Source organism: Bacillus sp. EKM208B, assembly GCF_011800725.1.
Taxonomy (GTDB): domain Bacteria; phylum Bacillota; class Bacilli; order Bacillales; family Bacillaceae; genus Bacillus; species Bacillus velezensis.
In genome coordinates, this window is the sequence record NZ_JAANHO010000004.1 from 406355 (window position 1) to 423394 (window position 17040).

The window sequence follows — 17040 nt, forward strand, 5'->3', positions numbered from 1 at the left end:
GATAAACTAATCCTGCATACGCTCCAGCGCATAATCTGCTTCCTCCGCAGTCAGTTCGCCCGCTTTTAATTGTCTGAGGAGCTCTTTTACTCTCTCGTTCTTTCCATTGGAATCCGCTGTTGCACGAGTCTGTGTCTCCGCGGAAAACGTTTCTTTTTTACGAATGGTTACATCCTTCAAACCTGCAAGTCTCTCTCCGTGTTCATTAAGCAGCTGAATATCGTAAATAAGCTCGGATTGACCTTTTTGGCCTGTTTTACGCGCATAAGCCCAGCATTCTGCTGAAACTTTTTTCCGAATCGTAATCTCTCCTATTGAAAAAGGAACATAAACAGATGCCTCTTCTCTTCCGTCGGTAATTCCGAACAAAGATTGCAGAGCCCCATCAATTAAAGACGGATGCAATGTATAATTTTCAAGAGCATATGCGGCTTCTTTTGGCAGCAATAAGTGTGCAACCGCTTCCGTTCCGCCGCCCCATAAACGTTGAATCGGCTGAAAAGCGCGCCCATACAGGAACCCGTTTTCCTGAAAATACTCGTAACATTCATCTTGTTCACGGACAAAAGCACTTCTGTTTATCATCTCTTGTCTGTCGATGTTCTCTATATCATCATCACTGTAATGATGATCATAATCTAATTCCCCCGTCACAAATCCAGTCCTTACAGCAGCATCCTCGTCAGGTGACATGTTAAATAATATGCTGCCGTCTTTTACGGAAATGTGAGTGTAAATGGTCAGGCTCTCTTGCAAAAGCATGGCCGGTCTGGCAAATATCACGTTTTTTAAACGAGTGACCTTTTTCTTTCGATATGACCGCGTTCCCGCTGCGCATGCCATTTCAAGAAAAGCAGCTGCCGGGAGAATGCTCTTGTTTTTTACAATGTGGTCTTTTAACCAAATCTCTTTTTCTCTTAATGTCGTTTTAAAAAACTGCTGTTCCAGAGTAGATTCATTCGAATCCAGAAGCGGGTGCAGTGAAGACTGCTGCGGCAATGTTTCCGGAAATACTGCACTTTGGCTTCCAGGCACCCAGTAAGACTCCTCAGCAAATGGATATAAAGGAAGCTTGACCTTTTGCGGGGTATATTCTTCATATAACTCTCGCCATTGAATATCAGCCCCGAAAGACCATAATTTTGCAAGAAGATTCAAGTCCTTTGTCTCCATCATCGCCTCGAGGAATTTATCTTTCATCTTTTGATCATGAAAGATAAAGACTTTATCAAAATCTTTCGTAACATTGCCTTTGTATACGCCCTCTCCAATTGTTCCTTCGGTACAGAAAGTTCTCAGCTTCTCCTTAAGCTCCGGCAAATCGGAAGCTACAACAGCAAGTCTGTCTTCCATCGGTTCCCTGCATGTCTGCAATGTAAAAGCGATATCAGCTGCCGAGGCCTTTGTCTCCCGCTCTGTGAATTGCAGAAGGCGCCGGGCGTATTCTTTCAGTCTGTCTTCATTTTTGGCAGAGAGAACTGCGGCAAACGGCCCGCTTATTGTTTGTGTGTCCGCATGGTTTTGATATTCTTCCACAATGACATGGGCATTTGCTCCTCCCGCTCCGAACGAACTGATTGCTGCTCTCCTGTTGGAGGCGCCTGATTCTTTCCGCCACTCTTCTTCTTTCCGCTGAACGTAAAAAGGCGTCTTTTCAAATCGGATATTTTGGTTCAGCTGTTCCGAGTGAATGGATGGCGCCAATTTCTGATGCTTAAATTGTAAAAGAACTTTTGTAAGAGCTGCTATACCTGCAGCAGACTCCAAATGTCCGATATTAGACTTCACTGAACCTATAGCACAAAATTGTTTATCATCCGTAAATTTCTCAAACGCTTTTGTCAATCCTGCGATCTCAATCGGATCTCCGAGCGAGGTACCCGTTCCGTGTGCTTCCAAGTAGCTGACGGATCGCGGACTGATGCCCGATTTCTTAAAATTTTCAGCAATCAGCTCAGCTTGTGCATTCGGATTCGGAACCGTAAATCCATTGGTTTTTCCGCCATGATTTACAGATGTTCCTTTAATCACTCCGTATATATGATCCTGATCGGCAATTGCTTTTTCCAGAGGTTTCAACAGGACGGCTCCCGAACCTTCTCCCGGCACATAGCCGTCTCCGCCCTCTCCGAAACTTCTGCACAATCCTTCGGTGGAAACAAAATTACCTTGACTCAGCCAAAGGTATTTGCTGGGGTGTATGGATACATTAACGCCGCCCGCAAGCGCAATTTCACTTTCCCCTCTTTTAATGCTCTCACATGCCAAGTGAATGGCCGTCAGCGATGATGAACACATCGTATCCAGTGCAATGCTCGGGCCGGAGAGATTAAAAAAGTATGAAACCCTGTTCGCAATAGATGAAAAGAAGGAACTGAGCGCGATCGGATTGCCCCGCGCAGTTTCTTCTGCGCCGAATAATTGGTATTGTCCGTACATGGCTCCGACAAACACACCGGCTTTCATACCGTCAAGCTTCTCTTTTGTATATCCTGAATCTTCAAACGTATGCCAGGAGGTTTCGAGAAAAATTCGCTCCTGAGGGTCCATCAGCTCAGCTTCTTTATGAGAAATATGGAAAAACAGCGGATCGAATTGATCAACACCGCTGATAAAACCGCCCCACTTACTGTTGATTTTCCCCTTCTCCATTCTGTCGGGACTGTAAGTCGATCTGAAATCCCAACGTTCCTCGGGGATTTCAATAATACAGTTTTTCCCTCCGGCAATGTTTTCCCAGAACTCCTCAAGAGTATCGGAATTCGGATATCTTCCGCTCACACCGATAATGGCAATATCCTCACCCGGCTGAACCATGCTCGGTGCAGCTGCAACCTTCTGCTGCCGGTGCTGTTTTTTACTCAGATTTTCTCTTTTCTTTTGCACTCTTGTTACCGGAGCTGCCCCTGCGGCCTTAAGCACTTTTTCTTTAAAAGATGTTAGGAAGAAGTTTGAAAGCTCTTCAATGTTCTGATATTCAAAAAAGATTGTTTTTGGAAGATCCCCGAAAGTATCTTCAAGCTTTGAAATAAGTGACATGATCATAAGTGAGTTGATTCCGAATTTCTCAAAAGAGTCTTTCGCATTTATTTTATGAGCTTGGATTTTCAAGACACCGCTGATGATCTTGATTAAATAGTCATTGACTTTTTCTTTCGCAGCATATTCCTCTTCTTCATCGTGTTCCGCCGTGATTGTATCTTGATCTGCTGCAGCTGTATTTCTTTGAATCGAAAGAGCTTTTATCATTTTATCCCGCTCTCCTTCTGCAGGCATTAAGCTGGTAAATGAAGACCGCAGCATTTTCAGAAACGCTTCCAGAACAGAGGAAGTTCGCATCGGAGTCATTCCGTATTTTTCTTTTATTTGAATGATTCCACTGCTGTCGAGACTCATCCCGCCATCTTTCAATAACGGCCAATTGATTGAAAGGGTTTTTCCGTTTCGGGAGAGCTGAGATCGAAGCACTGCAAAACTGTCCATAAAATGATTTGCGTACGCATAGTCACTTTGGCCGGCATTTCCGTAAGCGGAAAAAGAAGAAAAAAGAACAAAAAAATCAAGATCTTCGTCTTTTGTCAGCTCATCCAGCCAGATTGTCCCGTAAACTTTCGGTTTCAGTACGTCCGTAAAATCACTGAGACTTTTATTTACAAGAAATGAGTCACGAAGGATGCCGGCAGCATGAATGATCCCGTTTATGCTGCCGTACCGCTGTTTAACGCCGAAAATGAATCGCTCTGTCTCTGTTCGATCTGTTATGTCCGTCCGCTGATATTCAACAATAGAGCCGCTCTCATTAAGCTTACTGATCCGTTCTTTTTGATCAGCGGTTAAAAAAGAACGGCCTGTAAGTATAATCACGGCTTGGTTTTCTTTAGCGATGTGTTCCGCAAACAGCAGCCCGAGTTTTCCCGCTCCTCCGGTAATGATATATATGCCGCCTTTTTGATACGTTACAGATCCGTTATCGTGTTCCGGATTATCAATATGCTGCAGCCCTTTCACATAACGGGTATGTGAGTCTATTAAAACCTCACATTCATCGGATTGAAAGTGCTGTATTTCACTGATTGCAGCATCCCACACCTCGGAAACCGGAGGATTTATCTCAGAATGCTCATGGCGAATCTGTATGGTTTTCGCTTTAAGCTTGGAGCTTTCCATGTTTACCGTTTTCATGAACCCTCCGACAGCTTCATGAAACGGCTGATTCAGACCGCTTGTCCAATAAATATGCAATAACGTAACAGGTTCGTTTCTTCGCATTAAAGCTTTTGATAATAAAAAGAGCGAGTTTATCCCTCTGCGAAGAGTTTCGTTAACGGATTCTTCAGTGAATTCTCTGATTTCTCCGTTCCATAAATAAAGCACGACATCAGGTGTAAATCCGTTTTCAGCCAAATCAGACAGCAGCATTTCGACATGATTTTCATCAGAAGGATTGATTATGCATCTATTCCGTTCAATTCTATAATCAGAATCGGGCGTTACGAGAATGACACGGTTATGTTCTCCATTCATCATCTCGGCATGCTGAAAAAGACGGTTATCCTGATCAAAAATCAGCATATTTCCCGGCGCCTGCTGATTCGGCATATCAATGTTATTTGTCCTTACCCAATCGTTCTTGAAAAAAATGGTTGGGGACGGAGCTTGTGATTCCGGCTCCGCCTTTTTTTCCATTTGTTCTTTTCTGTAAGTGCGAATTAGCTCCAGTCCTGCATCAGGAGACATTTGCTGTTCTTCAATTAAGGAAAGTATTTGTTTGATCTGCACTATTTTCCCTCCAGCAGCTGATAAACTTGGTCAGCAGAAAGTTCACCGTTTTTCAATTGTTCTAATAAGAAGAGAATTTCCTGATCTTCATTTTTACGTCCTGCGGTTAATTCTCCCCCGGTCACTTTTCTGACAGAAAAGTCTTTCATGCTCACGGCTATTTCGCCGCTCTCGTTAATAAAATCAATGTTATACGTATAAAAACCGGTTTCTTTCACCGAAACATGGCATCGGGCAGTAAGCTCCCTCTTAATGTGAAGCTCTCTAAGTGAATATGGAACAAATAAGCCCTCTTTCTCATTATCTCTTAACAAAAATGCCGCCGCTTGAAAACCGCCGTCAATTAATGAAGGATGAAGTGTAAAATGTGAAAACCCGTTCGCTAAATGAGCAGGAAGCTCCAATTCTGCCATTAACTCCATATCACCGCGATATACGGCTTTCAATGTTTGAAAACTGCTATGATATGTCAGGCCCATACGGCTGAAGCGGTGATAACACTCTTCCCGGCTTATGACCGGCTCACTGCTGCGTATGAACTGATCAATATCGACATACTCAGGATTGCTGTTTATGTCTCCGAATACTGTTTCACTTTGTGTGCAGATTTGCTGCACGCCATCCGGACCCTCTTTACATATCGTTACGTTCAACTTATCTTGTTTCATTTCCAAGTCGGTATAAATGTGCAGCGTTTTTCCTTTAAATAATATAGGTCTGTTCCACATCACATCTTTTATTTTATATACTTTACTTTCTCCGCTTATTTCCGCACAAACAAGAGCCATTTCAAGCGAAGCGGCTCCTGGCAGCACATAGTCTCCTGAAACAAGATGATCAGTGACGAAAAATTCAGTTCCGGAAATAACAGTTTTAAATGCTTGTTTCTTTAATGTTGAGACATTCTCGCTGATTAATGGGTGAAGACTTTTACTATTAACCTCGCTTTTGTTCTTTTTCGGAGTAAACCAATAACTCTCTTTTGCAAACGGATAAGTTGGCATCGGCACTCTATTCAATTTCTTATTGCCGATTGTCTTCCATTCAAACTCGGCTCCATTGGCCCACCATTGTGCGAGCAGCTCCTCTTTTCCGCTTTGAAGAGCCTCCTGAATCATATATTCAGAAACAGCTGTGCGCTCTTCAGTGTTTTCGCTTATAAATACGCCTTTTTGCACCTTGCTGTCATCAAGAAAGCTGACGTATTTATCTCTCAGCTCAGTCAGACTCGCTGCACATACGGCAATTCTTTCGTTCATTGCTTCCCGGCCGTTTTGCAATGTAAATTCCATGTCACTGGCATTAACGGTCATGTCACCGGCAATCACGCGATCCAAGTACTGAACCATAAGCCGGATATACTCAAGTAATTGATCTTTGCTTTTCGCAGATAAAACAAAAATATGTGTGTTACCGTTGTTTTCCGGCACTTCTTTTTGAGGTTCCCTATATTCCTCTAATACAATATGCGCGTTCACACCGCCGAATCCGAATGAGCTGACACCTGCTCTCCTCGGCAGATCGTTGTTCTCTTCATCTTTTATCGGATTCCACTTTTGAGCGGTTTCCGTGATATAAAATGGCGTATTTTCCAGTTTGATGTATGGATTGAGTCCTGAAAAATGGGCGAGTCCCGGAAGTTTGCGATATTTAAAAGCCAGTAACACTTTCAGCACTCCGGCTATTCCGGCAGCGGTTTCGAGATGGCCGATGTTTGTTTTCACAGACCCGATTCCGCAGCATTTCTGTTTCGCAAAAGGAATGTCCCATTCTTGATATAACGTTTTAAATGCCTTTATGATGCTGTTCACTTCAATCGGATCGCCAAGACTTGTTCCTGTGCCATGCGCTTCTATATATCCCGCAGTGGCAGGGCTGACCCCCGCCTTCCGCCAAGCTTCGGTTAATAAGTCCGCCTGTGCGTTCGGATTCGGAGCTGTCAAAGAATTGGCGCGGCCGCCGTGATTTACAGCTGACCCTTTAACCAAACCATATATATGATCACCGTCTGCCTGTGCTTTGCTGAGCGGCTTGAGCAATACTGCAGCCGCCCCTTCACTCCTTACATAGCCGTCAGCGCTTTTATCAAACGTTTTGCACTTTCCGTCTTTGGAAAGCATACCTGCTTTATCAAAAGCTATAAACAGAGTAGGGCTTGTCATAATATGCACTCCGCCTGCAATCGCCATTTCAAAATCGCCTCTTTGAATCCCCTCAGCCGCACGATGGAGCGCAACTAACGAACTTGAACAGGCAGTGTCAATCGGTTCGCTCGGACCCGTCAGGTTCAGCTGGTAAGAAATACGATTTGCCAATATACAATGATTTAAACCGGTTGCGGTCTGCGCCTGAACAGAGACGCCATTTTCATTCAGACGTTCAGCATAATCCGTTGTGGCGACCCCTGCAAACACCGCGGTTTTCGTCCCTGCCAAATCGGACGGCTTATAGCCCGCATCTTCTATTGTTTTCCATACAGTCTCCATAAAAATTCTTTGCTGGGGATCCATTAATTCTGCTTCGGCGGGAGAAATCCCGAAAAACAACGGATCAAAACTGTCCGCGCCTTTGATAAATCCGCCTTTTTTTATTTTTGTTCTATTGACGTCCCTGATCGGATCGCCGTCAAACTCTTTCCAGTTCCAACGGTCTTCAGGAATGTCTGTAATCATATCCCGGCCTTTTTCAATTCCTTCCCAAAAGTCTTCCAGCGTATCTGTTTGGGGGAAACGGCCGCTTATTCCCACTATTGCCACCGGCTCATTTATATGTCTTTCCTCTTGCCTAGTTTTATTTTCAGGCTCAGGGGAATGTTCATAAGATTCCGGCGGAGGCGTGCTGTACAATGTTTTTTCGTCAGCTGCAGAAAAAGATTCTGTCTCAGCAAAAAGGATTTCTCCGTATTGCTCGATTACATAATCAGTCATTTCAGCCAGTGAATTGCATTCAAAGAAAATGGACGGCAATAATTCCGTACCATATTGTTGATTGATTTCATTTCCGAGTCTGGTAAACGTAATAGAATCAAATCCGTACTCGCCGAATGAAGTCTCTTCTTCTATTTCCTTTCTGTCAATCTTCAAAATACTTGACATCATCTTTGCGATGCCCTCAATCAGATTTTCTCTCCGGTCTTTCGCCGCAGATTCATCTGAAGAAAAAGAACCGCAGAGATGAAGCTCCTCGGAATACTCACTCTTTAAAAACTCAAGAAGTTCATTAAAATCAGTAAGACCGAAAAAATCTGACGGCATCATTGATATTCCTAATGACTCGTTTAATTCGTTGCCCAGCATTGTAAACATAATTGAATCAAATCCGTATTCACTTATCGGCAGTTCAAAATCAAATTCCCGTTCTTCAATTTTTAATACGCCGGTGATGATGCGCGTCAAAGTGCTTTTTAAAGATTCAGTTATTGACAGCTCTTTCGGTTCGTGATTTTCGTCGGCGATTGCCGGATCACTTTTTCCGCTGTCAATCGTTATCATTCGTTCCAGCTTTAATTCATTACCGCTAAATACCATTATTTGATGTTCACACCCTGTCATTGCTTGATCAAATGCTGCAAGGCCTTCCCGTTTTCCCAGAGGCAGCATTCCGAAACGGTCATAAAGGAACTTCTCTGAATGAATATCAATTTGCATACCGCCTTCTTTCCATAAAGGCCAATTAATCGAGACTGTTTTTCCAGGTTTATTTTCCGCCGCTCTCATTTCCGCAAAATAATCCATAAACCGGTTTGCATAAGCATAATCGGTTTGTCCCGCGTTCCCGATTATTGCGCTGATAGATGAAAACATTACAAAAAAGTCCAGAGGTTCTCTGTCTGTATACCGGTCAAGCCATATCGTTCCGTAAACCTTGCTGGCCACGACTGAATCGAGATCCTCTTTTTGCTTATTGATGAGTAATGAATCTTTTATCACACCGGCGCTGTGAATAATTCCTTTAACAGGACCTAATTTGTTTTTGACGAGGTTTATCAGGTTATTGACATTTTCCTTATCAGAAATATCGGTTCTTACATAAAAAACCTCTGATCCGTTTTTTTCGAGCTCTTTTACATTGCTTACGGCTTCCTCAGAAAGCTCTGACCTGCCGATAAGGACAAGTTTTATTCTCCCTTTTCGCACAAGATGTCTGGCGAAAATCAGTCCCAGACCGCCCGTTCCTCCTGTAATGAGGTAAACTCCCCCTTCTTTTACTTCCATCTTTTCGGGGGGCTCGGCACTTTCAATTTCTGCAGAGTGCTTGACCTGCCTGATTCCATCTCTGTATCTGATTTCTGAAGTACCATCGCTGATGATTGTTTCTTTCACAAGGTTTTTTAATTCAGGCAGACCGGCGTTCAGCTGTAACTGAATTTCATCGCTTTGTATTTCAATATTTTTACCGGACAACATTGGATGTTCTAAATGAAGCGACCTAAAAAAGCCGCTGATTGCCATTTGATAAGGTAAGATTTGATTTTCCCTTGTGAAAAACACATGTGATATCAGGATTTTATGTCTCGGGATTGTTGCTAGCAGAGCTTTCGTTACATTGAAAACCGGCAAAACAGCCTCTTCCAGCTTTTCATGAATGTTCTGCTCAATTCCCGTTTCAGGGCTCATCCCGATTAAAATGACGCGGTCAATTGTCACTTGTCTTTCTTTAAGAATCGCCAGCAATTTCTGATAGCCTTCAAGTTTGACGCTGTTCAATTCAAAGGAATCAGCTTCTTTTTCTTGAAAACTGCCGCCATGGCGGACAAAGATCATGTTCAAGCCGATATCTTTATATGCCTGGCGGATCAGCGGTTCTGATATATCCCGACGGAGTGAAATCACAAGGCAGCTGTTTAAACCGCTGGCTTCAGGCTGATGAAGCAGAGGGGCCCGCTTCCACATATCAGTGTAATACTTAACTGAATGCCGCTCATCCTGAGTCTGCGGTGCAGCCCTTAACGCCTTCAACGCTAAGTTTTTTATTTTAAGACTTACAGATCCGTTTTCATCCATAAATAATATATGAAACCTTTTGACATCATCATGTTGTCTTTCATCGGCAGCTGTAATGTAAGCATAGCCGTTTGCCGAAGGTGCATGAAGAATCTCCAGCTCACCTAATTCAAAAGGCAAATATGCGGTGTGATCTCCTTCTTGACCGGACGTAAACCCGGTTGTGGATTGAAAAATGCCATCCAATAAACACGGTTCCAGCAGCGTGCCGGATTTTTTATGAATGCTCTCAGGAAGTGATATTCGTGCAAGAACAGCATTTTCATGGATAAACAGCTGTTTTATTACCTGAAAACTGGTTCCATAGTCCAAACCGCTCTGCCGGAAATCCCTGTAACACTCAGCGCCGCTGATTAATCTTTTCTGTCCGGTTAACCAGCTGTCCAATTGAAAATGCTCTGTATGAGAGGCATCTTGATCTCCGCATGTGATAATGTTTCCTTGGCAGTGAACTGCCGCTTCAGGTTGCATATCGGTTTTTACCACAAATCTGCCGTCTTTTTGATTCGGCAGCAGATCTATCATTACCGTCTTTTCTTTCTCAACGGTTATTGGAACCGCCCATACAACCTGACTCAGTTTTATGACTGATTTTCCGTACAGCCTCTCTCCCGCTTCTCTGGCCGCTTCGATGATTGCCGCTCCTGGCAGAACCATATTCCCATGCACAACATGATCTTTTACATAATATTCAGAATCAGAAAGCGTTTTATAAAATCGGCACTCACCTGCAGAAAAATCAAATAAAGGAGCTTTATCAGCTGTTGATTTTGATTGCGCCTTATTTGACACCCACAGTCTGTTTTTTAAGAAAGGGTAAGTCGGCAGGGTAATTTTCGCCGGTTTTCTGCCGGTGCGGAAATCTTCCCAGCTTAAATTGCCTCCTGATACCCAGAATTCAGCCATTTCGGCTAATGTGGTTCTGCCGGATTTGAGCGGAGGATCCGATTGCTGCTGTCTGCGTTTATGATTCGGTTTTTTTCCTCTAAATATTTCGTGATCGTTAATTCCATTATAAAAGTGATTTAATTTCAACATCAGATCATCGATATTATTTGAAATGACAGCAAGCCTTTCCGGCATGGCTTCACGCCCTTCAAGAAGGGTATACGCAATATCAGAAAGGTGAAGCGGCTTGTTTGTTCCCGCTTGCTGCAAAAACTCGCCCTGTTGTTGACGGGCATTTTGAAGATATTCCACCAGCTGTTTTGCCGATTCCCGTAAACTCAGTGAATGCTTGGCTGAGAGTACGATAAGTTCCTCACTTTCCTCACAATCCGTATGACAGTCAGCAGCAGACTCATACTCTTCCACAAGAATATGAGCATTCGCCCCGCCCGCTCCGAAAGAACTTAATCCCGCACGCCGCGGATATTTGCTGTCAGAATGTTTTTCATTCGCGGGTTTTATCCAGTCGGCGGTTTCCTGCTGAAGGCAAAAAGGTGTCTCTTCCAGATAAAGATCCGGATGCACCCGTTCAGCATGCAGTGTTGCGGCTATTTTTTTATACTTCATTTGTAAGATAATCTTTGTCAGGCCGGCAATACCCGCAGCCGCTTCAAGATGACCGATGTTAGATTTAATCGATCCGAGAGAGCAATATGAAACATCTTCGGTATAAGCTCTAAACGCCTTGGTCAGGCCTCGGACTTCAATCGGGTCACCCAGCGGCGTTCCCGTGCCGTGGGCTTCAATAAAGCTGACACTTCTGGCGCTCCAACCGGCCGCTTTAAGAGCTCCTTGGATTAAATCCGCCTGTGCGGCAGGATTAGGCACCGTATAGCCATTCGTCTTTCCGCCGTGATTAATTGCCGTTCCTTTAATGACGGCGTACACAGTATCATTATCACGTATGGCATCTTTAAGCGGTTTAAGAATTACGGCCCCGACACCTTCCCCGGGTACGAAACCGTCGCCGCCTTCTCCAAAACTTCTGCATTTTCCCGATTTTGAAAGCATCCCCATCTGACATCGGTATAAATAGTCAGAAGGATGAAGATACAAATTTACTCCTCCCGCAACCGCAACCGAGCACTCACCTTTTTTTAAACTTTGGCAAGCCATGTGAATTGCCGTTAAGGATGAAGAGCAAGCCGTATCTACAGGGACACTGGGACCTGTAAAGTCAAATGTGTAAGACACTCTGTTCGCGAGAGACCATGGGAACGAATTTGGAAGTACATCGTTTTTGTCCGTCGGTATTCTTTCGCCGAGCAGCTTGTAAGAATTGGTCGTCACTCCCGCAAATACACCGACATGTTTTTCGGTCTGCTTTCTCAACCCTTCAATGGTATATCCCGAATCTTCAAATGCTTTCCACACGGTTTCGAGAAATATTCGTTCCTGAGGATCCATCGCTTCTGCTTCTCTCGGCGATATTTGAAAAAACAAAGAATCAAATGATTCAGCGTTCTTTAAAAATCCGCCCCATTTGCAATAAATTTTCCCCTCATGCGCTTTAGCGGGGTCTGGATCATAGTAGGTCTCATAATTCCAACGTTCTTTCGGAATTTCTGTGATTGCGGTTCTCTCTTTTGATAGAAGTTCCCACAATTCTTCGATATTTTCAGCCCCGGGATAACGGCCGCTGATACCGATTACCGCTATCCCGTCAAGATGTTCTTTTTCCTCCGCCGCAGGTGCAGTGATGTTTTGTTCCGGCCTGGCGGGGGTAATGCTCTGAATCTGTTTTCCTTTTTCCTCCCGTGAAAATAAACGCCCCAGCCGATCCGGATATTCCTTTACAAGATGATCTGCTAAATCTCTGATTGTATGAAATTCAAATAAAAGCGTTTTCGAAATTGCTCCCAGTGACTGCTCCAGCTTTGTGTTGCATTGATGAATCATAACCGAATCCATTCCATATTCAGCCAGATGCACATCTTGATCGATCTCTTCCCGTTCTGCACCGACCTCAGAGGAGATGATATTGGTTAAAAACAAAACTGTCTGATCCAAAATATCGCCTTGAGCCAAAGGAATGGCACTGCCTGTCTCTGTTTCGTCCGTCAAAAATCTCTGCCGCATAAATTGTTCAAAGCGCTCATGATCACCGCAGACTGCAATATTATGCAGCTGACCCGAAGTTACAATCCGCGAAAACCATTGCGTTCCGTCTTCAGCAGGAAGTTCTTCGAGCCCGGAACCATGAAAAAGAGACGTCCGCCCTTGACCTGACAGGTTCGCCCCCATTCCGATGTCTTTCCATAAAGGCCAATTGATTGTCAGCGTACGGCCGCTGCGCAGAGAATTTTGCCGTTTCCATTCCCGATATTCTGCAAAATGATCTAAAAAGCCGTTTGCATATGCATAATCACACTGGCCTTCGTTCCCTGCAATAGAGACGACTGAAGAAAAAACGGCGAAAAAATCCAATTCCAGCGACTTCGTTGCATGATCAAGATTCAACGCACCATGAACTTTCGGAGCAATCACCTCTGAAAGTTCCTGCTTTGTTTTTTGAAAAAGCAGCGAGTCTCTGATAACTCCTGCGCAATGAATGACGCCATGAAGACCTGCATGCTGATCGGTAATACCGTCAATCATTTTTTTTACCGCTTCTTTATCGGATATATTCGCCTGTATATAATAAACCTTGGCTTTAAAGCTGTTCAGGTATTCTAAATGTTTCTGCTTATCTCCGGTTAAAGCAGATCGCCCCGATAGAATAATGGTGGATCTTTCAGTTTTCGCGCAATATTCAGCGACTTTACTGCCAATCCCCCCAAATCCCCCTGTAATTAAATATACTTTATCTTTTTCAGGGTATTGAATGGTCTTTGTGTATGTTTCTCTCTGCTTCTCTAACATCCGTGCATATCTTACGCAGCCTCTGTAAGTGATATGAATATGCCGATCAGGTGCTGTGTTTATTTCTTTATAAAGAATGGCAGCCTTCTCTGAAAATGAAACGGCTGCAGAATCATGTTCAAAGCAAACCGTCTTACAATGCAGCTGCGGATATTCTTGTTTTACCGATTTTAAAAAACCGTTCACACCTTCAAAATACGGCAATTTTTCTTTTTGATCTGCGCTGAATGTATAAATGAACGTTACTTTGTTTATAAGGTTCTCGCTGATTAAAGCCTTAGTCAGATAAAACACGGAATAAATTCCTGATTCGAGTGTTTCTTCCAGTTCAGGCTGTTTTTCAGACCACGTATGCAAAATTGCATCAGGCGCTGCGCCTTTTTCTTTTAACAGACGAATGACACTTTGATAATCATCGGGACGCTGCCTGTTGATCGTGAAAACACTGTCGCTTATCTGCTCTAAACGGTCACCGGGCATAATAAGATATGCGGACGTATTCTCTCTTTTTTTCATCTCTTCAAAATAGTCTTTATTCTCGGAGAACAACAAAATAGTACAGGCTTGTCCGCTGTCCGCTTCATTCTCAAGTGCGGTTTCTTTCCATATCGGCGCATAAAGTGCCTGATTCTTCTTTGCTGAAAAAGCCGCGTCTGATTTTACCTGCTGAGGGTTTAAAGAAAATTGACAGCGCTCAAACGGATAAGGCGGAAGCGGGGCTTTTCTTTTATGATAGTCACCTAGTTTCGCCCATTCAATCTCTTCTCCTGAAAGCCACAGTTGCATAAATGAATGATAAAGAGCTTCATCAGCTGCTTTGTCCGCTTCAAAAGCAGCCGCTTTGTTTAGTTTTGCTGATGGAGGGAGCGATCCGAATTGGAAAACTGAAAAATCAGAAATAACCACATCCGGCTCCGTTCCCTTTTCTTCCGTGTGAAGCGGCATATGATCAGCTATCTCCTGAGACACGGCATCCATTTGATTGTATTCTGTCATCAACGGAAAACGATCCTTATCATAAAAATCTGCCGGCTGCTCATTCATACAAGCAACAGCCTGTTTAATTCCGTCTTGCTTTTTCAATAACATGCTCAGAAAAAGTTCTTTAGACAAAATCCCTTCATCAAGTAAATTTAATATTTCCAGAACATAATCATTATTAAAGAATCCATCATAATCTGTTAAATCCCATCTCTTATACAGTCTTCTCATAGAGGCAAGGATAGCCATGATCGCCGCTTCCTCATCAGCCGGCAGTGCGTTTCTTTTATCCGCCGTGCGATTCACAATATAAGATAAAATCTCGATTTCCTGAGTCTTTCCCGCTTTATCCCACTCTTCTAAAAACCCTTTAAACGTATATTGGTGCTCAAGAAGCAGCCGTGTTTTCCCGTACAGGCGGTCTGCAAAATCAGCCGGGAAGCTCAGACCGTTCAGCAGCATCCTTACATATTCTTCGTTTAATCGAACCGGCGGGTACATTTTTGAAGTGTACGGATTGACAAATGGAATGGACGGCGGCTCACAGGATAAGTGCGAAGGTTTTTCAGCGCCTGTGATGACAGAAATGGCCTTTTCAATTTTGATGATACCCGCTGCTGCAAGAGCAACGTAATATCCGTCTCCGGCGCCTGTAATGAGGCTTGGCTTAAAACCGGATGCCAGGATACTTTTTATGATTTCCGTATTGATAACTAAAGAATACAAGCGGATTTTCTCAGGCGTCCATTTTCTTTTAAATGAACTGTGCAATGTTGGTATACCCTTCAGCACCGGCCTTACGTTCTTTTCTAAATCAGGGAACACCCGTTTCAAAACGGCAAATTGTTTATAACTTTCCCATTTGAAGTCACCGATGGCAAGCGCCCATTCAGAATCTTGTTTCCTCCGAAAACTCAATCCCTCTTTAAGCTGATTTTTAAATTCCTCCTTGCTGCCTGCCAATAAACCAGCCCTGTAATCAAACGATGTCCTCCCTGTTAAAAGGGTGCTGCTGATCACTTCATTTGATATTTTGCAAAATTCCTCTGAATCGTCAGCAAAGGTTCTCCAATGATGTATCATTTGTTTCATGCTTTCTTCACTTTTAGCGGAAAAAAGGAAGGGTACCCTTCCTTTTCTGTCAGATTCGTCTTTTGTATGTATAAATTCTTCGATGATGACGTGAGAGTTGACACCCCCAAAACCGAAGGAGCTGATTCCCGCCCTGAGCGGAGCCCCGTCTGCCGCCTTCCAATCACTTGAATCAAGTGCCGGCCTAAACGGTGTTTTTTCAAACTGTATAATTGGATTTACCGTATGTACATTCAGGCTTTTCGGCACCCTCCGGTGTTTCATCATCATTAGAACTTTTATCAATCCGGCCATTCCCGCCGCTGCTTCTGTATGACCGATATTTGTTTTCACACTTCCGATCCTGCAATATTGAGTATCCTCAGTATATTGCCGATACGCTTTTGTCAATGCTTCTATTTCTATCGGATCGCCCAGAGATGTACCTGTGCCATGTGCTTCTACATAAGAAACCGTCGCAGCATCGACAGCAGCGTTGTGTAAAGCTTCTGAGATGACCCGGCTCTGCGCTTCTGCTCTGGGAGCGGTTATGGAACGGGATTTACCGCCATGATTAACAGCTGTCCCTTTTATGATCCCGTATATATGGTGACCGGCTTTTACTGCATCACCAAGGCGCTGCAGCAATACAACGCCTGCCCCTTCTCCGGGAACGTACCCGTTCGCCGCTGCGTCAAAGGTTTTACATTTGCCGTCAGGACTCAGCATTCTGGCTTTGGAAAAAGAAATATATTTTCCGGGTTGGAAATTCAAGTTTACTCCCGATGCGATTGCATAATCGCTTTCTTTTGTCCGCAATGACTTAACCGCTTCATGTAAAGCAACAAGCGATGATGCACAAGCGGCATTTACAGACATGCTTTTTCCGGTCAAACCGAATGTGTATGAAAGCCGGTTGGAAAGCATAGCTTCGAAACTTCCTAAACAGGCGTAACTGTCGATTTCCGATTCAGCATGACCTGTCTGCCGGTAGTCAGAATTCATAATACCCGCAAAAACAGAAGTGGTTTTACGCTGGATATCCTGCAAAGAAACCCCGGAATCTTCGATGCACCGCCAAGTTTCTTCTAAAAGGATTCTTTGCTCAGGATCCATGTTTTTCGCTTCCCGGGGAGAGATATTAAAAAACTTATGGTCGAAATGGTCAGCTTTATGAATAAAACCTCCCCACTTGCTGATTGTTTTGTTCGGTATACTGATATCAGCTGAATAATAAAGATCGGGATCCCACCGTTCAATCGGCACTTCCCGGATGGAATCTTTGCCGCTATTTATGTTTTCCCAGAATTCATGATAATGATCTGCATCGGGGAATCTGCAAGCAACCCCGATTATCGCGATATCCGCACTCTGTTTATTCAAATGAACCATTGGC

Annotated in this window: 2 protein-coding genes; both read right to left on the reverse strand. The window is 43.8% G+C overall.

The features are described from left to right. Positions 1-6 precede the first annotated feature (6 nt). Positions 7-4779: a type I polyketide synthase gene (locus G9F75_RS09825; RefSeq protein WP_167409079.1), complete on the reverse strand. Its 4773-nt coding sequence runs from the start codon at positions 4777-4779 to the stop codon at positions 7-9. Further along, entirely contained in the window at positions 4779-17036 is a 12258-nt protein-coding gene (locus G9F75_RS09830) for an SDR family NAD(P)-dependent oxidoreductase (protein WP_167409080.1), read from the reverse strand. The genes G9F75_RS09825 and G9F75_RS09830 overlap by 1 nt, the downstream gene beginning before the upstream one ends. Between the last annotated feature and the right edge of the window lie 4 nt (positions 17037-17040).

Coding starts and splice junctions, on each gene's coding strand:
- G9F75_RS09830 (WP_167409080.1), bottom strand. CDS start 17,036: ATGGTTCATTTGAATAAACAGAGTGCGGATATCGCGATAATCGGGGTT.